Source organism: Streptomyces sp. SD15 (assembly GCF_054462255.1).
The window spans coordinates 177,240-198,306 of sequence record NZ_JBTLMO010000012.1 but is presented as its reverse complement, the minus strand read 5'-3'; the positions used below and the strand labels follow the sequence as shown (position 1 = coordinate 198,306).

General features: G+C 68.7%; 14 protein-coding genes, 1 tRNA gene and 2 pseudogenes. 8 read left to right on the top strand and 9 right to left on the bottom strand.

Features of this window, described 5'->3' with window-relative positions:
* Nucleotides 1–44 precede the first annotated feature (44 nt).
* The 4 genes from ACX28W_RS14935 (at nt 45) to ACX28W_RS14920 (ending at nt 6,029) form a co-directional block, all read left to right on the top strand.
* Complete coding sequence (locus ACX28W_RS14935; RefSeq protein WP_458999409.1) at nt 45–1,541, top strand: FG-GAP-like repeat-containing protein; 1,497 nt, start codon at nt 45–47, stop codon at nt 1,539–1,541.
* A gap of 78 nt (nt 1,542–1,619) precedes the next feature.
* Nucleotides 1,620–3,059 (top strand): FG-GAP-like repeat-containing protein, encoded by a 1,440-nt coding sequence (locus tag ACX28W_RS14930; protein ID WP_458999408.1) that lies wholly within the window; start codon nt 1,620–1,622, stop codon nt 3,057–3,059.
* Between the two features lie 109 nt (nt 3,060–3,168).
* Nucleotides 3,169–4,551 (top strand): FG-GAP and VCBS repeat-containing protein, encoded by a 1,383-nt coding sequence (locus ACX28W_RS14925; RefSeq protein WP_458999407.1) that lies wholly within the window; start codon nt 3,169–3,171, stop codon nt 4,549–4,551.
* A 491-nt stretch (nt 4,552–5,042) separates the two neighbouring features.
* Nucleotides 5,043–6,029: a Yip1 family protein gene (locus ACX28W_RS14920; protein ID WP_458999406.1), complete on the top strand. Its 987-nt coding sequence runs from the start codon at nt 5,043–5,045 to the stop codon at nt 6,027–6,029.
* A 190-nt stretch (nt 6,030–6,219) separates the two neighbouring features.
* Here the strand turns inward: ACX28W_RS14920 and ACX28W_RS14915 are convergent, their stop codons facing one another.
* The 4 genes from ACX28W_RS14915 to dcd form a co-directional block, all read right to left on the bottom strand.
* A complete protein-coding gene (locus tag ACX28W_RS14915) occupies nt 6,220–6,393 on the bottom strand; it encodes a hypothetical protein (protein ID WP_458999405.1) in 174 nt (57 codons plus the stop codon).
* A gap of 344 nt (nt 6,394–6,737) precedes the next feature.
* On the bottom strand, nt 6,738–7,523 hold the full coding sequence (locus ACX28W_RS14910; protein WP_458999404.1) for a calcium-binding protein: 786 nt from the start codon (nt 7,521–7,523) through the stop codon (nt 6,738–6,740).
* Between the two features lie 242 nt (nt 7,524–7,765).
* Nucleotides 7,766–8,275 (bottom strand): phosphoribosyltransferase, encoded by a 510-nt coding sequence (locus ACX28W_RS14905; RefSeq protein ID WP_458999403.1) that lies wholly within the window; start codon nt 8,273–8,275, stop codon nt 7,766–7,768.
* Between the two features lie 10 nt (nt 8,276–8,285).
* Nucleotides 8,286–8,861 (bottom strand): dCTP deaminase, encoded by a 576-nt coding sequence (gene dcd / locus ACX28W_RS14900; protein WP_458999402.1) that lies wholly within the window; start codon nt 8,859–8,861, stop codon nt 8,286–8,288.
* A gap of 516 nt (nt 8,862–9,377) precedes the next feature.
* Here dcd and ACX28W_RS14895 point away from each other — a divergent pair.
* Nucleotides 9,378–9,451, top strand: a tRNA-Gly gene (locus ACX28W_RS14895).
* A gap of 49 nt (nt 9,452–9,500) precedes the next feature.
* Here the strand turns inward: ACX28W_RS14895 and ACX28W_RS14890 are convergent.
* A pseudogene (locus ACX28W_RS14890) lies at nt 9,501–9,888 on the bottom strand (tyrosine-type recombinase/integrase); the annotation flags it as partial.
* Nucleotides 9,889–10,051: 163 nt separating this feature from the next.
* Between ACX28W_RS14890 and ACX28W_RS14885 the strand changes: the two are divergent.
* On the top strand, nt 10,052–12,697 hold the full coding sequence (locus ACX28W_RS14885; protein ID WP_458999401.1) for an RICIN domain-containing protein: 2,646 nt from the start codon (nt 10,052–10,054) through the stop codon (nt 12,695–12,697).
* A gap of 903 nt (nt 12,698–13,600) precedes the next feature.
* On the opposite strand, the gene ACX28W_RS14880 is transcribed toward ACX28W_RS14885, so the two are convergent.
* Entirely contained in the window at nt 13,601–13,933 is a 333-nt protein-coding gene (locus tag ACX28W_RS14880) for a hypothetical protein (protein ID WP_458999400.1), read from the bottom strand.
* 110 nt (nt 13,934–14,043) lie between these two features.
* Here ACX28W_RS14880 and ACX28W_RS14875 point away from each other — a divergent pair, with 110 nt between their 5' ends.
* Nucleotides 14,044–17,331: an AfsR/SARP family transcriptional regulator gene (locus ACX28W_RS14875; RefSeq protein WP_458999399.1), complete on the top strand. Its 3,288-nt coding sequence runs from the start codon at nt 14,044–14,046 to the stop codon at nt 17,329–17,331.
* 125 nt (nt 17,332–17,456) lie between these two features.
* Here ACX28W_RS14875 and ACX28W_RS14870 read toward each other — a convergent pair.
* Nucleotides 17,457–17,597 (bottom strand): annotated as a pseudogene (locus ACX28W_RS14870) (tyrosine-type recombinase/integrase); the annotation flags it as partial.
* Between the two features lie 231 nt (nt 17,598–17,828).
* Here ACX28W_RS14870 and ACX28W_RS14865 point away from each other — a divergent pair.
* Nucleotides 17,829–19,217 (top strand): hypothetical protein, encoded by a 1,389-nt coding sequence (locus ACX28W_RS14865; RefSeq protein ID WP_458999425.1) that lies wholly within the window; start codon nt 17,829–17,831, stop codon nt 19,215–19,217.
* Nucleotides 19,218–19,840: 623 nt separating this feature from the next.
* Here ACX28W_RS14865 and ACX28W_RS14860 read toward each other — a convergent pair.
* Together ACX28W_RS14860 and ACX28W_RS14855 are read right to left on the bottom strand one after the other, a co-directional pair.
* Nucleotides 19,841–20,284, bottom strand: a complete 444-nt coding sequence (locus ACX28W_RS14860; RefSeq protein WP_458999398.1) for a PIN domain-containing protein — start codon at nt 20,282–20,284, stop codon at nt 19,841–19,843.
* Nucleotides 20,281–20,541, bottom strand: a complete 261-nt coding sequence (locus tag ACX28W_RS14855) for a ribbon-helix-helix domain-containing protein (RefSeq protein WP_458999397.1) — start codon at nt 20,539–20,541, stop codon at nt 20,281–20,283. Before ACX28W_RS14855 ends, ACX28W_RS14860 begins: the two co-directional genes overlap by 4 nt.
* Nucleotides 20,542–21,067: the final 526 nt, after the last annotated feature.

The following is a 21,067-nucleotide window of genomic DNA, read 5'->3' as shown; positions in this document are numbered from 1 at the left end:
TGGATGCCGGCGAGGCATCCCCGCATGCCGCAGGAGACCCCCGCATGCACAAGCACCACCCGCACGCTGTGAAACTCGCCCTCGCGACGGCCACCGCGGCCGCGCTGACGGGCGGTCTGCTCACGTTCTCGGCGTCGACGGCGACCGCCGCGGACTCCTTCAAGGTGACGAAGGCCGACTTCAACGGCGACGGCATCGGCGACGTCGTCGCCTCGGCCCACGGCGCCTATGTCAGCGGCCACAAGACCGCCGGCCAGATCGTCGCGCTCTACGGCGGCGCGAGCGGCATCACCTCCGCCAAGCGCTCCACGATCAGCCAGAACACCACCGGCGTCCCCGGCAACGCCGAGACCGGAGACGGCTTCGGCGGCGAGCTGGCGTACGCCGACTTCAACGGCGACGGGTACGACGACCTCGCGGTGTCCTCCCCGTGGGAGAAGTTCGGCACCGACACCAACGCCGGCGCCCTGGCCATCCTCTGGGGCTCCGCGACGGGCCTCACCGGCAAGAGCGTGGCCATCGCCGACCCGGCCTCCTCCTCGCACGACTTCTGGGGCAAGGACCTGGCGGCAGGCGACTTCGACGGCGACGGCAAGGCCGACCTGGCCGTGGGCAACTCATCCAGCACGATCTACGTCTACAAGGGCGGCATCACCTCCGCCGGCGCACCCGGAGCGGGCCGTTCCACGATCAAGCCCCCGATCGTGGCGGGCTCCGGCACCAACCCCTACGGCCCGATGAGCCTCACCGCGGGCGACGTGAACGGCGACGGCCGCACCGACCTGGTGGTCGACGGCTACGAGACCAAGACCCAGTACGGCTGGAACACGAACTACTTCGTGCCGGGCACGGCGACCGGTCTGAAGGCCGCCTCCGCCAAGACCCTCAGCCCCGGCATCATCACCGCCATCGGCGACATCAACGGCGACGGCTTCGGCGACATCGTCAGCGGCGCGGGCTGGGAGAACAAGCTCAGCGACGGCACGACCGTCCCGGGCGCGGCGCACGGCGGAAAGGTGAACATCACCTACGGCTCGGCGTCCGGCCCCGCCGCGACCACCGGCATCACCCAGAACACCGGCAAGGTACCCGGCACCTCGGAGACGAACGACGCCTTCGGCTGGGAGCTGGACCTGGGCGACGTCAACGGCGACGGCTACCAGGACGTGGTCGTCTCCACCCCGAACGAGGACATCGGCACCGCCACGAACACCGGCACCGTCACCGTCCTGTACGGCACCGCGACCGGCGTCAAGACCGACGGCGCCGCGCAGGCCTTCGCCCAGAGCACGGCGGGCGTCCCCGGCGACGACGAGAAGAACGACCTCTTCGGCGCGGACGTCAAGCTCGACGACGTCAACGGCGACGGCAAGGCGGACCTGATCGTCGGCAGTTACGAGAACAGCGCCAAGGGCGCGGTCACCTACCTGCCCTCCAACGGTACGAAGATCACCACCACCGGCGCCCGGACGATCGCCCCGAGCACGGTGGGCGTCTCGACGACGGCCCCGGCGCAGTTCGGCGCGATCTTCGCGGACTGAGCCTTCGCACGCGCACGCCGGGCCCGTAGGTACGGGCCCGGCGTCCCCTTGCCACCCCTTTCTCCCACGGAGCCCGCCTTGCGCAAGCGCACCCTCCTGCTGGCCGCGACCCTCACCACCGGCCTTGTCACCACCCTCACCCTGCCCGCCACCACGGCCGCCGCCGCGCCCTCCGGCCTGTCCGGCGACTTCAACGGCGACGGCTACCGCGACCTCGCGATCGCCGCGCCCATCGCCAAGGTCTCCGGCAAGACGGGCGCCGGCTACGTCGCCGTGGTCTACGGCACCGCGAGCGGCCTCAACACCGCCAAGCGGCAGATCATCAGCCAGAACACCACCGGCATCCCCGGCACGGCCGAGTCCGGCGACTACTTCGGCGACCGCCTCACCACCGGCGACCTCGACGACGACGGCTACACGGACATCGTCGTCGGCGTCCACGGCGAGCAGGTCGGCTCTACCGGCGACTCCGGCACGATCACCGTGCTGTGGGGCGGCGCGAGCGGCATCAAGGGAGCCAGCGACATCAGCTCCCCGCTGCCCGAGAACCGCTACGAGCTCGGCTGGGACGTCGCCACCGGCGACTTCGACGGCGACGGCCACACCGACCTGGCCGCCGCCAACGTCGCCTACCCCGAGCTGAACATCTTCAAGGGCCCCATCTCCCGCAAGGGCAAGGCGGCTTCGCTCGTGGGCATCGACACGATGACGCAGACCGGCATCAACACCGACAAGATCGTCGCGGGCGAGGTCAACGGCGACGGCAGGACGGACCTCCTCGTCATGGGCCAGGAGGAGGTCGGCAACGTCGCCCCCACCCGCAGCGTCCTCTACACCGGCTCGGCCACCGGTCTGAAGGCGGGCAAGAAGGTCGCGGGCGGCTACGCGGCCACCATCGCCGACATCAACAAGGACGGCTACGGCGACATCGTCACCGGCAACTTCATGGAGAAGTCCGCGGAGGCGCCGCACGGCGGCCTGGGCGGCGCGATCACGGTGACGTACGGCGCGGCGGGCGGCCTCAGCACCCGCGCACCCGTCCGCATCACCCAGGACACCGCCGGCATCCCCGACACCGCCGAGAAGAACGACGGCTTCGGCTGGAGCCTGTCGTCGGGCGACACCAACGGCGACGGGTACGCCGACATCGCGGTCGGTGTCGAGAACGAGACCATCGGCTCGGCGAAGAAGGCCGGCATAGTCGTCGTCCTGCGCGGCTCGTCCGCCGGTCTGACCGGACCCGGCGCCAAGTCCTTCTCCCAGAACACCACCGGGGTCCCCGGCACCGCGGAGTCCCTGGACTTCTTCGGCTCCGCGGTCCAGCTCACGGACATCACCGGGGACGGCCGCGCGGAGCTGGTGGCGAGCGCACGCAACGAGAACACCAGCGACGGCGCCGTCTGGACCTTCAAGTCCACCACCGCCGGCGTCACCGCGGGCGGCTCCAAGACCTTCGGGAGCACCACGCTGGGCGGCCCGTCGGGCAACGCGTACTTCGGCGACGTACTCACAGGCTGACACCCCCGCTCCCTTCGACGGTGCCGTCCGCCCCCGAACCGGCGGACAGCATCCAGCAGTTGGGCCCGCGCCCAGGACGCGCGGGCCCTCTCCCACCCTTGGAGTCCTCTTGCGCAAGCGCACCTGCCTCCTGGCCGGGACCTTCCTCGCCTCCGGCCTGGTCCCGCTCACCCTGTCCGCGCCCGCCGCCGCCGCAGCCGCCAAGTACGCCGACGACTTCAACGGCGACGGCTTCAGGGACTACGCCGTCTTCTCGTACGGGAACGACTTCCACAGCAAGGGCGGCGGCGTCCAGGTCACCTTCGGCACGGCCACCGGACCCGGCACGAAGACCCAGTTCATCGACCAGTCGAGCGCGGGCGTCCCGGGCTCCGACGAGACGGACGACTTCTTCGGCGAGGTCCGCACCGCCGCGGACTTCAACGAGGACGGCTACGGCGACCTCGCGGTGGCCGCGACCGGCGAGAACGTCGACGGCCACGCGGACCGAGGCACGGTCACCGTCCTGTGGGGCGGCAAGACGGGCCTGTCCGGCGGCCTGGCCCTACCGAACAAGGGCCCCAAGACCTCGTACGCCCGTATGGGCTCCGACCTCGCGACCGGCGACTTCAACGGCGACGGCAAGCCGGACCTGGCCCTCGTCAACGCCGGCAAGACCTACGTCTACCGGGGCTCCATCTCCCGCTCCGGCGTCCACGGCTCGGTCACGACCCTGGACAAGGCCTCGTCCAGTTTCTTTTCAACGGCCCTGGTCACGGGTCGGGTCAGCGGCGACAAGAAGACCGACCTGGTCATCATCGGCGACGTCGTCTCCGACACCTACATCGCCTCGGACGCCTGGTTCATCAAGGGCGGCAGCGCCAAGCTGTACCCGGGCAAGACCCTGCGCCTGGAGAGCAAGAACGGCAACGGCGGTGAGAGCGACCGGGGCGGCGACGGCGTCACCGGCGACTTCAACAAGGACGGCTACGGCGACATCGCCATCGGCACGCCGCTGTACGACACGTACAAGGGCCGCGTCACCGTCTGGTACGGCGGCTCCAGCGGCCCCGGCAAGAGCGCCCGCATCACCCAGAACACCAGCGGCATCGCGGACACGGCGGAGACGTACGACTCCTTCGGCGACGACCTGGCCACCGGTGACGTCAACGGCGACGGCTATCGCGACCTCGCGATCGGCGCGTACGGCGAGACCATCGGCGGCAAGGAGTACGCGGGCGGCGTCCACGTCCTGTACGGCCGCGCGTCGGGCCTGTCCGCCACGGGTTCGCAGTGGTTCGCGCGCAGCACGGCGGGCATCCCGGGTGCCGTGCAGGCCGACGACTACTTCGGCTCGACGGTCCGCCTCCGCGACACGAACCGCGACGGCAAGGCCGACCTGTACGTGGGGGCGTCGTACGGCTCGCTGCTGCTTCGGGGCGCTGCGAAGGGCGTGACGACGACGGGCGTGACGTCCGTGGACACCACGGCGGTCGACGGAATGCTTCAGTAGCGGTCGCCGCGCAGGTGACGTATGAGGGCGGCGAGCCCGGTGGCGGTGGCGGTCATCACCGTGCCGGGCTCGTCGCTTTCGCGCAGCCGCAGGGCTCCGTGGGGCGCGGCGTCTGAAACGTCTTCAACTCAGCGGTATGGGCCTCTAGTTCGGCCGGGTCCAAGTAACCCGTCGGCACCAGCTCCCGGCACTCCTCCCACCAGCCGCGCCCCCGTTCGGCCGCCATGTCTGCCGGCGCGTCCACGAGGGCAGCGTCTTCACCGAGACCCCCATGCCCGCCCCCTGGGAGTACACCCTCTACATCCCCCACGACCCCCACGCCGCCGAGTACCGCCCTGCCGAACGGCGAGGCGGGCCGCGGCCTGCACCTCGTCCGGGCGTACGTCGACGACTGGGGCTGGTTCCAGGTGAACGGCGCGAACGCGGGCGCCGCGGGCAAGTACGTGTGGTGTGAACTGCCCGTAAGGGACCCCTGGGATTTCCCTTAGGGGATGTCACAGCTCGGACCCAAACCCGGGTCCAAGACCCCAGGCCGGGCACGGTGTCGGCCGGGACCAGGTACGTTCGATGACGTGGCTGGATTCAGGATCGGACGCAGCCGGGACAACCGGGCCCCGCAAGCGCGACCGCAACAACACCAACCGTCGTACGGACAGCAGGCCCCGCAGGGAGGCCAGCAGCCGTACGGCTATCCGCCCGCGCCGCAGCAGCAGTACGGCGGGCAGGCTTACGGCGGGCAGCACCAGGGGTGGCCCCAGACCGGTGGCGCCGGCGGCCACGGCGAGCCGGAGTACTTCGGCGACGGGCACCCCCAACAGGGGCCCGACCCGTACGCGGCGAACAGCCCCGGTCACACCCAGGCGTTCTCGATCGGCGAGGACCCCTACAACCAGGGCGGGACGTACCACGCAGGCCAGGCCGCTGCCCCACCGGTCGGCCCCCGCCTGCACTGGAAGGACCTGCTGAAGGGCATCGTCACCAGCCCCCACCAGACCTTCCTCCAGATGCGGGACTACACGATGTGGGCCCCGGCCCTGATCGTGACGTTCCTCTACGGCCTGCTGGCCGTCTTCGGCTTCGACGGGGCGCGCGAGGAAGCGATCAACGCGACCCTCTCGAACGCCATCCCGATCGTCCTGACGACGGCCGTGGCGATCGTCATCAGCACCTTCATCCTGGGCGTGGTCACCCACACCCTGGCCCGCCAGCTCGGCGGCGACGGCGCCTGGCAGCCCACGGTCGGCCTCTCCATGCTGATCATGTCCATCACGGACACCCCGCGCCTGATCGTCGCCATGTTCTTCGGCGGCGACGCCTCCTTCGTCCAACTCCTCGGCTGGGCGACCTGGGTGGCGGCGGGCGCCCTGCTGACCCTCATGGTCAGCAAGTCCCACGACCTCCCGTGGCCGAAGGCGCTCGGCGCGTCGGCGATCCAGCTGATCGCGATCCTGTCGATCATCAAGCTGGGTACGTTCTAGACGACGTACGAAGAAGAAGGGGCTCCCCGCGCTGCACGGTGCGGGGAGCCCCTCCTTTCGTTGCCGCCGTTCTCAGGCGCCGAGAACCTGCCGTCTGCTGCGCCCCCTGATACTGCGGCTCGCTGGATGGCCACTGCCTTGTAAATGGTTCGGTGCCACACGACCACGGTGCACCAATGTCATGATTTTGTCAGCGCTTGAAGGAGCCCTTGGTTCCTTCTTTCGCGCCCCGCATCATGCCCCGTGCTTCGAGTGCGGCGCCTTTCGCTGCGAGGGTTTCTTTGTGCACCGCGTGGGCCGCCTTCCGCACGGTCTTTCCGACGACCTGTTCGGCCTTTGCCTTGGCTCTTTCTCCGGCACTCATCTCGGTACCTCCGCGGAGTCTCACTGGTCATGTGCCCTTGAGGCAGGGGGCAAAACCACCCTGCAGGATGCGCCGATCATGGACGGACCAGGTCCCGCGGGTCTGGAGGATTACGACGGGGCCGGAACCGCGGCGGCCGGCCGCCATGGCGGGGGGAGCGCCGAGCGCCTTCGCTGAGCCGTTATTCCTTATCATCACCGTCATACCGGTAGGGGCGCCGTCCCGGTGAAGACGGCGCCCCTGCTGGGCATCCGCTGAAACTCGACCAGGCGTGGTGTGACGGTCGCCTGTGGTCGAATCGGCGTTCTCCCGCATCAGGTCTCAGAAACGCTCTCAGTGCGTGGCTATTGGACGTCTACGAAGTCGCCGGTCGCGTTGACCGCCGGAGTCGTCGTCGTGCCCGCGAAGCTGTAGCGGAAGTAGCCGTCGGTGGAGGCGGTGACGGTCGTCTTGAGGTTGCCCGTCGAGTTGGACTTGATCGTCTTCACCGTGGTGTAGGTGTTGCTGCCCTTCTTGCGGAACTGCAGCTTCACCGACTGGTTCGCGTAGCCGTGGTACTCGTTGTCCTCCCAGTTGGCCCGGGAGAGCTTGCCGGTGACCGTGATGGTCTTGCCCTTCTTCACCGGCTCCGGCGAGGCGTTGACCGTCAGCTTCGAGTAGCGCTGCACCTTGAACGTGGTGGCCGCGTCCCGGTGGATGTAGTTGTAGTCATGGGCGGAGACCAGCGTGCCGAGGTTCCAGGTGGCCGCCGCGCTGTTGTTGACGAAGCCGGTCGACGCCTGCGGGTCGAACGTCAGCGTGCCCGTGCAGGTCGACGTGGTGGCGCTCGCCTTGACGCACGTGATCTCGCCGTCGTCGTACCAGATCTGCGCGTAGTTCGGCTTCGGACCGAAGGCGCTGATGTACGTGGTCTCGGCGATGCCCGAATCGTCCGACGCGGTCACGGAGACCTTGGCGGACACCACGGTGGTGGTACCGACCACGACCGGCTTGCCGCCGTTGACGACGACCTTGTCGATCGTGATGTTGCCCTTGCCGCCGTCCTCCGCCTGGGCGGCGGTGGCACCGATTGCGGTGGCGACCAGCGCGACGCTGGTGCCGAGCAGGGCAAGGCGCGCGGTTGTGCGCATGAATGTCCCCCCACGGGAGTCTTTGATCGATCAGAGGGAGCATATGGCGTTGGCCAACGGTTCACCACGGTGTTGTTTCAACGCCTTCACCCCACACGGATGCCTTCGATCCGCGAGTGTCGACGACGCGCATGCTCAAAACACCTAGGACCTGTCCGGCCGCTTGGGAGCGCCCACCGGACGCGTGATCCAGGGGGTTGGCTGTCAGTGGAGGCGAGTACGGTGCGCCCACTCTGTGCAGGTCAGAGCGCTTCCTTGTTCAACTTGGCCTCTTCCCCTGACCTGTGCACTGGAGGCAAAACACTCCACGGGAAGTTGATCCAGTCATCCGTCCGCTTCCACACGTACTCGCACTTCACGAGTGAGTGGGACTTCTCATAGATCACGGCGCTGCGGACCTCGGCGACGGTGTCGACGCAGAAGTCGTGCACCAACTTTAGCGTCTTGCCGGTGTCGGCGACGTCGTCGGTGATCAGGACCTTCTTGTCGGAGAAGTCGATGGCGTTGGGGACGGGAGCGAGCATGACGGGCATTTCCAGGGTGGTGCCCACGCCCGTATAAAACTCGATGTTTACGAGATGGATGTTCTTGCAGTCGAGGGCGTACGCCAGCCCACCGGCGACGAACACTCCCCCACGGGCGATGCTGAGCACGATGTCGGGCTCGTACCCGTCGTCGGCGATGGTCTGGGCGAGCTCGCGGACCGCGACCCCGAACCGCTCGTAGGTGAGGTTCTCGCGTACGTCGGACATGCTCACAGCCTCACACCTGGGTCCGGTGGAAGTTGAGGAAGGACCGGGAGGCGGTCGGCCCGCGCTGGCCCTGGTAGCGGGACCCGTACCGGTCGCTGCCGTACGGGAACTCGGCCGGCGAGCTGAGCCGGAACATGCACAGCTGCCCGATCTTCATGCCCGGCCAGAGCTTGATGGGGAGCGTCGCGAGATTCGACAGCTCGAGGGTGACGTGCCCGGAGAACCCGGGGTCGATGAACCCGGCGGTGGAGTGGGTGACGAGCCCGAGCCGCCCGAGCGAACTCTTCCCTTCGAGCCGCGAGGCGAGATCGTCGGGAAGCGAGATGACCTCGTACGTACTGGCGAGAACGAACTCCCCGGGATGCAGGATGAACGGCTCATCGCCCTCGGGCTCCACGAGCCGCGTCAGATCCGCCTGCTCGACGGAGGGATCGATGTGCGGGTAGCGGTGATTCTCGAACACCCGGAAGTAGCGGTCGAGCCGCACGTCGATGCTCGAGGGCTGCACCATGGATTCGTCGTACGGGTCGATACGCACCCGGTCGGCGTCGATCTCGGCCCGGATGTCCTTGTCTGAGAGAAGCACGCCCCGAGGATACGCGGGGACTGTCAGCAATTGTGACCAGTCCCCCGCGCCTCCCTACTCTCTCCTACCTACATACCTGCCTACCGGCACTGCCTACCGCTTCTCCAGCGTGACCGGAACGACGTTCCGGAGCCGCGTACACCGCGGACACCGGATCAGTCGACCAGGGCCGAGCCGCTCGGCCTGCTGCATCGGGAACGAAGCGGTGCTGAACACGTGCCCCTCGGCACAACGGACGACGGTGCGCTCGATCAAGTCCTCAGAGTCCCTTCCCCAAGAGCCGCGTCTGACTGACGACGAATGGCCACATTACGGGACGAAGGGAACGGCCTTCCAGGCGGCACTCCGGCCACGCACAGACCCTCTTCTCCGCCCCCACCGTATGCCCCAACTCCGGTCCCCCGCAGCCGCATCCACCCCCCGGAACGCACCCCGGCCCCACGGCTTCAGCACCGGGGGCCGGGCATGAGGTAGAGTGAGCGAGCATTCGACACCGGCTCTCGGTCGGCGTCTTACGCGGGTGTAGTTTAGTGGTAGAACATCAGCTTCCCAAGCTGAGAGTGCGAGTTCGATTCTCGTCACCCGCTCCATGACAAAGGCCCAGGTCATCGACCCGGGTCTTTTTGCTGTCCGTGGTGATCACTCGCCACGTGCCAGATTCGTGCCAGAAGGTTGATCGTCTGGATCAACGGTGTCTTCACCTGGCACGGCCGCAGCTTCCTGGCGAGCCTTGCGTATGGCCGCGTCGAGTCCGGCTGCACCTTCCTGCTGTCGCTCGTCGTCGGAGTGCTGATAGATCAGCGCCGCTTTCCCGGAGGACTGCCCGGCACGGACCATGGCGTTCTTGAGGGTGGCACCGGAGCGCATCGACAGGGTGCGCCCTGCATGCCGGAGATCGTAAAGCCGGAAGCCCTCGGGCATGCCGACAAGCTCCCGCGCCTTCCGCCGCCTCCGCCCGAAGGTACCGCCGCAAGGGAGCACCCTTCTCACTGACGAAGAGCAGCCCATCAGGCCCCGGCTCGGCGTAGTTCTCCTGATCAACGCCTACCGCACCACGAGGTGACCTGAAAAAAATTCCCGGCTCAAGGCAACCCTTTGCGGAGCCTGTGACCACAAGGAGTCGGATCCGGCCCTTACGGAGCTGGCTCCGCCTTCCTCTGGTGAACGGTATGCAAGGAGAACACCTCCCCATGAACAACCTCACGAACGGCGGGCGCCGCGGGCGTCACCGCCGTCGCTGGACTGCGACCGGTCTACTGCTCGGCGTGCCCGCCATCGTCGTGCCGTATTTCCTGTTCGTGCAGGAGGATTCGCAGGCCGCGACGGTCGACGGCGATGCCTACTACCGGCTGGTCTCCGTGCGCAGCGGGAAGGTGCTGGACGTCAACAGCTTCTCCACCGCCGACGGCACCCGTATCCAGCAGTGGACCGACCAGAACACCGCCAACCAGCAATGGAAGCTGAAGCCCACCGGGGACGGCTACTACGAGCTGGTGAACCGCAACAGCGGCAAAGTGCTGGGCATAGCGGGCAATTCGACCGCAGAGAAGGCCGCCGCCGAGCAGCAGACCGACAGCTCCTCCGCTTCCCAGGAGTGGCGGATCGACGATGTGAGCGGTTCCGACGCCGTCACCTTCACCTCCCGCAGGAGCGGCCTGGTTCTGGACGTCTCCGGAGGCTCCACGGCCCAGGGTGCGGCGGTCATGCAGTATCCCGACAGGCACAGCACCAACCAGCAGTGGAAGCTGGTGAAAACGGCCGAGACCCAGGCGGCCGGGGCCGGCGGGGCGCAGAGCACGGCCGCGGCCGGACCGTATGTGTGGAACAACACCCAGGTGGTGGGCGGAGGTTACGTCACCGGGTTGGTGTTCAACCCGCGCGAGAAGGGTCTGCTGTACGCGCGCACCGACATGGGCGGCGCCTACCGCTGGGACACCGCGGCCGAGCAGTGGATCCCGCTCACCGACTGGGTCGACGAGAAGGACTGGAACCTGCTGGGCATCGATTCGCTGGCCACCGACCCCGTCGACCCCGACCGGTTCTACGCCGCGGCGGGCACCTACACCAACGGCTGGGCGGGCAACGCCGAGTTGCTGCGCTCCACGGACCGGGGCCGCACCTTCAAGCGCACCGCTCTGCCTTTCAAGCTGGGCGCCAACGAACACGGCCGCGGGGCGGGCGAGCGCCTGGCGATCAACCCCGCGGACAACGGCACCCTGCTGCTGGGCACCCGCAAAAACGGCCTGTGGCGCAGCACCGACCACGGCGTGACATGGAGTCAGGTCTCCTCGTTCCCCGTCAAGGACGGGGCGAGCAGCGGCGCGGGCATCGCCTTCGTGACGTACGGCCCGGCCGGCAGCAGGACGGTCTATGTAGGCGTCGCCGACAAGTCCACCTCCCTGTACCGCTCCACCGACGGCGGCAGCACCTGGCAGGCCGTCTCCGGGCAGCCCACCGGCGAGATGCCGCAGCACGGCGTGGTCTCCGGTGACGGCTCGCTGTACATGACGTACGCCAACTCCATCGGTGACGCGACGGCGGGTTCGGTGTGGAAGCACACGCCGGCCGGCGGGGCGTGGAAGAACATCTCCCCGTCCCAGGGCAACTACGGGTTCTCCGGTCTGGCCGTCGACCCGCAGAAGCCGTCCACGGTGATGGTCTCCACCCTCCACCGCTGGTGGCCCCAGGACGAGCTGTACCGGACCACCGACGGCGGCACGACCTGGAAGGCACAGGCCGCGAAATCGGAGCGGGACGCCTCCGGCGCTCCTTATGTCGGTACCGGCATCGGGCACTGGATGACCGCCATGGCCATCGACCCCTTCAACTCCGGGCACGTGCTGTACGGCACCGGCAGCGGCATCTGGCGCAGCAAGGACGCCAACGCCACCGACAGCGGCGGCACCAGCCACTGGATCGTGGGGTCGCAGGGGCTGGAGGAGACCTCGCTGATGGACGCGATCGCCCCGCCCGGCGGCGCCACCGTCATCACCGCCATGGGCGACCTGGGCGGTTTCCGCCACGACTCCCTGACCAAGGTGCCCGCAGGGCGGCTGGACAACCCGATGATGATCACCAGCACCGACATCGACTTCGCCCAGCCCAACCCGGCGCTGATGGTCCGCGTCGGCCGTGGCGGCGCGCAGGACGGCGCCTACTCCACGGACGGCGGCAACAGCTGGAACGGCTTCAAGGCAGAGCCGGTGGGCAGCGCCGACAGCGGCCAGGTCGCGCTCGCGGCGGACGGCTCCGCCATCGTCTGGACCCAGGCCGGCCAGGCCCCGTACCGCTCCACCGACAAGGGGGCGAGTTGGTCGAAGGTCAGCGGCCTGGGCACCGGCGCCGTGGTCGTCGCCGACCGCTCCTCGGCCAAGACCTTCTACTCACTGGCCGACGGCACGCTCTACGCCAGCACCGACGGCGGCGCGACCTTCACCGCCCGCGCCACCAACCTGCCTGGCGGCGACCTCACGGCCGTCCCCGGCATCGCCGGGGACCTGTGGATCTCCGGCGGCGGCAAGGGGCTGCTGCACTCCACCGACGGCGGCCGCACCTTCACCACACTCACCACGGTGAAGTCCGCCTCCGCCCTCGGCTTCGGCAAGGCCGCGCAGGGCGCCGATTATCAGGCCCTGTACCTGATCGGTACCGTCAAGGACGTCACCGGAGTCTTCCGCTCCACCGACAAGGGCGCCACCTGGCTCCGCGTCAACGACGACGCCCACCAGTGGGGCAGCATCGGCGGTGTCGGCGTCATCACCGGCGACCCCGACACCTTCGGGCGCGTCTATGTCGGCACCAACGGACGCGGCCTCCAGTACGGCGGCCCGTCCTGACCCCAACGCCCGAGCGGGGCCGCAGGCACAACGGCCTGCGGCCCCGCCATGGCTGGGGCCTCGCTTCGTCCTGCACGAGTCGTCCTGCACGAGCTTCTGGCGCCGGGCTGTCCAGGCGAGGCGCGCGGCGACCCCGCATCGTCAGGGCGAGGAGGAGCAGCAGAACCAAGACGACTGAGTACCGCAGTTCGGCAGGCGGCAGACTCCCCCACCGACGGGGGATCTCGGCTGGCCAACCCTCCGAGGTCCTTCTCAGCCCCCCTTCGAAGCAACAGAGTCCGACTCTCGGCCGACGACTGAGGACGAACTCCGAGAGACGGCATCCATGTGCATGCGCGACGGCACCATTCAGCCGGCGTAGGAGTCCAGGCATCCAGCACATGGAAGCGACACCAGCGACACGCGCCTCGCCCGCTCTGCGGCTCCGTGCCCTTGGCGTGCCCGTAAGGGCGGTCAACCACGGTCAACAGGGGTGCGATCCGACCGGAAAAGCCACTGCAGCACAGGGCATCTCCGCAGGTCAGAACCGCAGGGGCCAGTCAAGCGTCGTTGCTTCCCATGTATGAGAGCCCTCAGCCTGCAGTTCCCTCGCGACGGTGCAGCCGTCCTCCCGAGGAGGGCACTCTCGGCCTTCGGTCCACTCCGTTTCGCTCAGTTCCAGGTCCTTGTGCTTGATCACGGACATCCGCCAGGAGCATTCATCTGTTCCGTGTGCCGCAACCCTTTACCCACTGCGTTGCGGAAGCTGCGGTCGGATCCTTCGCCACCCGAACGTGATGTCGTACGAGTGCCTGCGGGCCTCCCGCCCCAGCTCGCGGTGGTCCCTGGGTGCTTCCACCAGTGGTGAGATCACCATGGCGACACCCGCGCCCAGCAGCGCGGCCGGAAGAGTCGCGCACCCCGTCATGAGCCGACCACGTCCACGATGACGTGCCCTGCCCGGCGGTCCGCGCGGAGCACTGCGCGGGCCGCCCCGAGGATCTCCTCGTCCATCTCCAGCCCGGAGGCCAGCACCTGGAGCAGCCGGGTCCGCCACACATCGGGGTCCGTCTCGTACGCGTACAGCACCCGTACGCCGTATCCGCCTCGCACGCCGGCGCCGCCACTGGACAACCGTCGGCGAACCGCCTCCCTCAGCACGGCGTGGAGGTCGTGGACGACTCCTCGTGAGGTGTCGGTGAGTCCGGCCGCCGCCCCCGTAGCCAACGCGGTGGCCACCAACTCCACTTCGGTCACGCGGACCCCCTTCGGTTGTGCGGGTTGTGCGATGTCGTGTCCATCACCCTGGCTGGGGGTGCTGCAATTCTGATGAAATTCCGATGAGGTGGAGGAGAGGAAGCTTCGGGATGGACGACAGGTCTCCTCAGCCGCTGCGGTTCGAAGTGCTCGGACCGTTACGAGCATGGCGGGGCGGGACGCCGCTGGAACTGGGGCCGGTGAAGCGGCAGGCCGTGCTGGCCGCTCTGCTGCTGCGCCAGGGGGCCATGGTGAGTCACGAGCGGCTGCTCAACGCTGTGTGGGGCGACGAGCCTCCCGCAGGCGGCCACAAGGTGCTGCCCACTCACGTCAACTCGCTGCGCAGGGTGCTCGATCCGGAAGGCACCCGGCCCGCGGAGTCGGTGATCCGCAGCGGCAAGGGCTGGTACCGCTTCGTCGTCGAGGAGGTCAGGCTCGATACGGCGGATCTGGACGAACGGGGTGCCGAGGCACTGCGCACCGTAGCGCCGGGCGACCTGGCCACCGCTGCAAACCAACTCTCCGCAGCCATCGGGCTGTTCCGGGGCGAGCCCCTGGCCGGGCTGCCGGGACCATTCGCGCAGGAGGAGCGGCAGCGGATGGAGGAACGCCGACGGACGTTCCGGCTGGAGCGGCTCAAGTGCCTGGTCCTGCTGGGCCGGTTCGGTGATGCCCTCGACGACCTGAGCGGGCTGTCGGCGTCCTCGGCGGCTGACCGCTACGACGAGTCGCTGACGGCCTTGCGCATACGGGCCCTGTACGGCTGCGGGCGTCAGGCGGAAGCGCTCAAGACCTACGAGGGCCTGCGCGTACGACTGCGTGACGAGCTCGGAACCGATCCCGGTGAGGAACTGCGCCGGGTGCACGAAGCGATACTGCACCAGGACGACGCCTTCCTCCTGCGTCCGCCCCCGCCGGTGCTCCCCACACCGCGGGAGAGCGCCGTGCCCGCCGAACTCCCGCACGACACCCCGGGTTTCGCCGGCCGCAGCGGCGAACTCGACTGCCTCCACTCGCTGCTGGCGCCCGCGCGGGCGCCAGGGACGGCGAACACCGTGGTCATCTCCGCCATCGGCGGCGCCGCCGGCATCGGCAAGACCGCGCTGGCCGTGCACTGGGCACACCAGGTCCGCGACCGCTTCCCGGACGGCCAGCTCTACGTCAACCTGCACGGCTTCGACCACGACCGGCAGCCCCTCGAGCCCGGCGAGGCCCTTGAACTGCTGCTGCGCAGCCTGGGGCTCGCGGCATCGGAGATCCCCCCGCACCACGAGGCCCAGAGCCGCGTGTTCCGGACCCTGCTGGCCGGCCGGCGCATGCTCGTCCTGCTGGACAACGCGGCCTCGGCCGAGCAGGTACGTCCGCTGCTGCCGTCCGGCCCGAACTGCTGCGTCCTCGTCACCAGCCGCAACCGGCTCGGCGACCTCGTCGCCCACGACGGCGCCCACGCCCTGCCCCTGGATCTCCTCCAGCCGGACGAGGCCCGCGCGCTGCTGAGCCGGACCCTCGGCACGGACCGGGTCGACGACGACAAACACGCGGTCGACGAACTGATCCGGCTCTGTGGCAGCCTCCCTCTGGCCCTGCGCGTGGCCGCCGCCAGGCTCGCGGGCGATCCGGCCCTGCGGACGGCCGACCTCGTCGCCGAGATGACCGAGGGCAACAAGCTGGAGGCGCTGGAGCCGGACGGTGACGCCAACTCTCCTTTGCGTACGGCCTTTTCGGTGTCGTACCGGGTCCTGGCGCCCGGCGCACGCCGGCTGTTCCGTCTGCTCGGCCTGTTCCCGGGAGCGGAGTTCACCACCGAGGCCGCAGCTGCCCTCCTGGATGCGCCGCTGCAGCAGGCCCGGCGTCTGATCGGTGCGCTGACCTCGGCCCACCTGATCGAACCGGCGACGGTGGGGCGTTACCGGTTCCACGATCTCCTCCGCGAGTACGCGCAGGAGTGTGCGCTGGTGGAGGAGGCGGCGCCGGACCGTGAAGCGGCCCTCGAACGGCTCCTGATCTGGTACCTGAACGCCACCCGAACCATGGCGGGGGCCGGACTCTTTCCGGAGCTGCCCGGCAGCCTCCGTCCCGGTCCCGGGAGGCACCCGGGCATGCCGTCGGCCTCCGCGCCCGGACCATGGCTGGATGCGGAACGGGCGAATCTGCTCGCCGTCATCAACCATGCCGCCCACCACGGACCCCGCCCCGTCGCCTGGCACCTGACCTCCGCACTGTTCAGCGACTTCTGGATCCATCTGCCACGGAAGACCTGGCAGACCACCTCGCAGACGGCACTGGACGCTGCCGAGACCGAGAGTGATCTGTTCGGCCAGGCAGCGATGCACTCCAGCCTCGCTGCGGCACGGTGGGACCGGGGGCATGTCCTACAGGTGATGGAACACGCCACACGCGCACTGGACATCAGCCGGGAGCTCGGTTGGGCGACGGGCGAGGCGTCGGGTCTCGGTCTCAGAGGCTTCGCGCAGTGGAGCATGGCGCGCCTCGACAGTGCGCACGATGACTTCACCGCCGGCCTGCGCCTCTTCCGTGAGACCGGGAATCGCTACTTCGAAGGATTCGGCATGGTCGGCCTCGGTATGGCCTGTCGGGACCTGGGCCGGCTGCACGAGGCGGCCGACCACCTCGAACGTGCCGTCGACCTCGAGGCAGAGGTCAGCTGGTGGGACGCCAGCTCGGCCCTGCAGATCCTGGGCGGGGTGTACTGGGAACTCGGCCGTCTCACCGACGGACTCGACCTCCTCGGCCCGGAGGTGGCCTCCGACAAGCGGGCCGGTTACCGCGACGGCCACGCGATGATGCTCGCCGCCATCGCGAAGATCAATGTCGAACTCGGCCACCACAGCGAAGGATTGGAGCAGGCCGAGGAGGCCTTCGCCCGGGTCGAGGACACGAAACGACACTGGGTTCAGTCCGGCATCCTCACCACGGTCGCCACCGCCCGCCGACGACTGGGGCAGATGGACCGGGCTCTTCAGGTCGGCACGCAGGCTCTCGCCCTGGCCCGCGAGGCGCAATTCCGACGAGCCGAGGCGGACAGCCTCCTGTGCCTCTCACTCACCTACAAGGACTCCGGCCGGTACGACGAGGCCCGCACCCACGCCGAACAGGCGTTGACCTTGGCCCGCGACCACTCGTTCCGCGTGGTGGAGGGCCAGACTCTGACAGCCCTGTGCGAGACAGCGGAGGCCGAGGAAGCACACGGCACAGCCGTCGAGCTCGGCCAGGAGGCCCTCGCCGTACACCGCGAGACCGGCCACCGACTCGGCGAGGCCCGCGCCCTCATGGCACTCGCCCGCGCCCACCGGAAGACCGATGGCGCCGCCGCCGGAATGATGAGGCGACAGGCACAGGCCATCTTCTCGGACATCGGCGTGCCAGAGACGGAGTAGGCGGATCTCGATCGTGACGTCTCCTCAGCTGAGCCCGTCGGTCCGAGCGCTGCTGGTTCGAGCACACCGTCCCTAAGCCGAGGGTCCGGCCGAGTCGGCCGGATCCGTGCAGGGACGGCAGCGCCTCATGCCTCGCGAGCGCTCTGTCGGGCCACAGCAGTTTCCCGAAGCTGTGCGCGCACCTCGACGTCGATGCCCTGGGCAAGCCTCCGCTGGTGCTTCGCCGTCGAGGACTGATGGATCAGCTGGGCCCGCTCCGACGACCTCGCGTCGGTTGCCTCGCCGCAGTGAGACGCGTGGTTGGCGCGATCAGCAAACGCCACCCCGATGGCACGCCCCCTGTCCGGAGGACCAGGGTCCGCGCCGTCGCTCGCTCGGCTCTCCTTAATCCTCATGCGTCGGCCTGCGGCGCTTCAGTACGATCCCCTCGCCGCTCGTACAGCAGTGCGCATCAGGGCACCGCGTGCGGGCATCCAAACGGGAGGGATCACTTGACCATGCCCTTCGGCGCGAGACCCCGTGCAGTCCTCGCTTCTCTGGGAACCCTCGGCCTGGCACTGGCCGCCGCCGCGTCGCCCGCGAGCGCGGCCGACGGGACGCCCACCACACCGACTCAGCTGTTCAACGGCTACCGGCACTGCTCGACCGACGCGGACCGGCCCTCGTACCGCTGGGCCGGCGACGGCCTCGTCGTCGAGGGTATCCCCGGGATCACCGACACCACCGGCAACTCCCTGGTCGGCGTGCGGTATCAGGCCTGGCCGGTCACCGACCCGACGCGGATCACGACGGTCACCCGCGACCGCGTCACCCCCGGCTTCGAGGCCCCCGCCACCCTGCCCGCCAGTGCGCTCGCCGACGGGCAGACCTACGCGTGGCAGGCGCAGACGGTGGTCGGGGACGCGGTCTCGGACTGGTCGGCCCCCTGCTACGTCACGACCGACAACACCCGCCCGGCGAATGCGCCCACCATCACTTCGCCGAACTACTCGCCGGACGTGTGGAACGAGGGCGGCGAGCCGGTCGAGTTCACGCTGAGCGCGGGCGGTGTCGACGATGTCGAGGGGTTCGAGTTCTCCTGGCAGCAGGACCTGCCGGTCATCGGCACGAACATCGGTGACTACGGCATTCCGCAGCCTGTCGACCCGTACTCCAACACGAAATACTTCAAGCGCGCCGACACGCTCGGCGGTTCGGCCACACTGAGCCTGGTCCCGCCGACCGGCTCCGGTCCGATGACGCTGTGGGTGCGCAGCCTGGACCGGGCCTACAACGGGTCGGCGATCACCAGCTACACCTTCCGCGTCAAGTCCGCGGCGCCCACCGTCACCCCGGCCGTCCCGAAACCGGAGTTCGGTGAGCCGACCGAGTTCACGCTCCGTCCCGACCCCGGACTCCAGACGAAGAGCCCGGTCGTGAGCTACTCGGTGCGGACCATCGGCGGTCAGAACGACAGGACCTTCGAGGTCGCGGCGGGGGCGGACGGCACGGCGACCGCGGAGCTCGCGCTGGACGGCATCTACGGCGAGCACCTCCAGGTGACCAGCAACAGCGCGAACGGCTGGGTCAGCGACGCGGCTTGGTGGGGCATCAGCTACGACACCACTCCCACCGTCGCTTCGGACGCCTACCCCGAGAACGGTTCGGGCGGCGACGTCGGCGTCCCGGGCACCTTCACGTTCACGCCGAAGGTGAAGGATGTCGTGAGCTACACGTACACCTTCAACAACGGTGACCCGGAGGTCACGGTCCCCGCGGACGCCCACCACACCGCGAGCATCGACTGGACCCCGGCCGCGGACGGCTGGTACGACCTCACGGTCTACGCGACGACCCGCTCCGGCGTCCAACTGGCACCCTACGACTACTTCTTCACCGTGGACTGAAACACCGAACCCACCGCGAATCGGCAAACCCAGGGCCCATCGAAGCCACCTGTGGGCCCTGGCGACCGCGATTCACCGTCATCACCCGTTCAGCGTGGTGGGTCATGGCCTGCGGGGATCCTGTAGGTATGTCCGGCCAACGAGGCCGTGCCCACAGCATGCCCTTCAGAGCGGACAACCACGGTGAACAGCGGTGCCGGCGGACCTGCGCGACGGCGCCTGCGCGACGAATTCACCCAGGTCAGCTGCGATGCAGCCGCCCGAGCGCCGTCGCTTCCCAAGCTGAGAGTGCGAGTTCGATTCTCGTCACCCGCTCTTCTTGAAGCCCCAGGTCAGCGGCCTGGGGCTCTTGCGTGAGCGGGGCTCTCCCGCGTTTTCTGGCACGTGTCGCGCTCGAAGATTGGGCACGCGGAGGGCGCGAGCGCCTTGCGGGTGCAGCCCGCTCACGTTGTAGCACGGCGCTGACCTGCGACTTCACGTCAACCATCAGCAGGTTTGCGCGGCCAGAGCACTCAGCCTGCCCGTCCCGAACGGCGCCGGACGCCTACCGCTCATCGCGCATCTCGACAGGAGGGGCACAACTTCCTTGCGGGAGCAGGCGCTTGGCCGCCGAGGATCTCGTGTCAGAGCGGAAGGTCGTCCGGGAGCACCCGGAACGCCTTGTGACGGCCCAATGGTCGTACGGCCCGGACGTCCCGTCGGTCGAGGGTGAGGATCGCGTCAGTGTCGTAGTCGGCCGCAAGCGCCACGTTCACCGCGTCGGCGAGGTCCAGGTCGAGCGCGCCGTAGCGGACGCGGACGGACTGGGCGGCACCCAAGTGGCCCTCCGTGATCTCCGGCATCACGACACGACCCCGGCTCATCCAGCGCCGCAGGTCGTCGACCGCGCTCAGGGCGGCCCCGCGCCCCAACCCACGCGTGGCCACGTGATCAAGTTCCGCCAGTAGGAGCGGGGACATGATCAGGAGACCGGCCGCCATGATCGCCTCGTTCGCGCCCCTGTGCTCCGGGTGCGTCGAGTCGAGAGCGGCCAGGAGGCCGGACGTATCCGCGATGACGATGATCACGCGGCAGTTCCGGAGTCCGACTCGCGGCGGACCGCGTCGGCGACCGCGTCACGGACCTCAGCCTTGGACGGCGTGCGCCCCGACCCCTCGAACGTCCGCGAGAACAACGGTTCGTCCCAGACACGGTTCGCCATCGCCGCGAGATGAATCCCCTGACGGATGATCTCGGCCTCGCTTATGCCTCGCCGCTTGGCCGCCTCCTTGATGATCGCCAGGTCCTCGGGGTCGGCGTAGACGTTCGTGCGCTTCATAGACATGTACCAAGCGTAGTCCATGTACTGGATTGATGTACCCGTCGCCTAAGTTCGGCTTCTGTATCGATGTGCCTGGGATGAGTGTGCGTGTGTCTCCACGTGATCGACCTCAGTAACGGCTGACGTCGGTCAGGCTCGCATCGGGCCCGGCTCTCCGAGGCCAGAGCCGGGCCCGACAGACGTGACAGCACTGACTCAGCGGGTCTCGGTGTTGCCTTGCAGTCGTACCACCTTGGTGAGCGTGGGGTTGGTGTCGCTCTGCTTATCGGTCCCGATCACCGCCGGGTTGGTGACCGTCCTCAAGCGCGAAGGTGTGGCCGATGTCGATCAAGGGGATCGCGCGGCATCTGGGGATTGCCCGGAACACCGTGCGGCGGGCTGTGGCCAGTGATGACCCTCCGAAGTACCGGCGGAACGAGCGGGGAACAGCGGGGAATCACGGTGAAAGCAAGCGCCACCGACGAGGCAACAGCCCGACCGTAGACCGCCGGCTCTTGCGAAACGGGCACACATGAACACCTCGACGCAC

Bases quoted from the DNA above. Each gene is read 5' to 3' on its own strand.
- ACX28W_RS14935 (WP_458999409.1), top strand. From the start codon at position 45: ATGCACAAGCACCACCCGCACGCTGTGAAACTCGCCCTCGCGACGGCC.
- ACX28W_RS14920 (WP_458999406.1), top strand. From the start codon at position 5,043: ATGTCACAGCTCGGACCCAAACCCGGGTCCAAGACCCCAGGCCGGGCA.
- ACX28W_RS14915 (WP_458999405.1), bottom strand. From the start codon at position 6,393: ATGAGTGCCGGAGAAAGAGCCAAGGCAAAGGCCGAACAGGTCGTCGGA.
- ACX28W_RS14910 (WP_458999404.1), bottom strand. From the start codon at position 7,523: ATGCGCACAACCGCGCGCCTTGCCCTGCTCGGCACCAGCGTCGCGCTG.
- ACX28W_RS14905 (WP_458999403.1), bottom strand. From the start codon at position 8,275: ATGTCCGACGTACGCGAGAACCTCACCTACGAGCGGTTCGGGGTCGCG.
- ACX28W_RS14885 (WP_458999401.1), top strand. From the start codon at position 10,052: ATGAACAACCTCACGAACGGCGGGCGCCGCGGGCGTCACCGCCGTCGC.
- ACX28W_RS14875 (WP_458999399.1), top strand. From the start codon at position 14,044: ATGGACGACAGGTCTCCTCAGCCGCTGCGGTTCGAAGTGCTCGGACCG.
- ACX28W_RS14865 (WP_458999425.1), top strand. From the start codon at position 17,829: ATGCCCTTCGGCGCGAGACCCCGTGCAGTCCTCGCTTCTCTGGGAACC.
- ACX28W_RS14855 (WP_458999397.1), bottom strand. From the start codon at position 20,541: ATGTCTATGAAGCGCACGAACGTCTACGCCGACCCCGAGGACCTGGCG.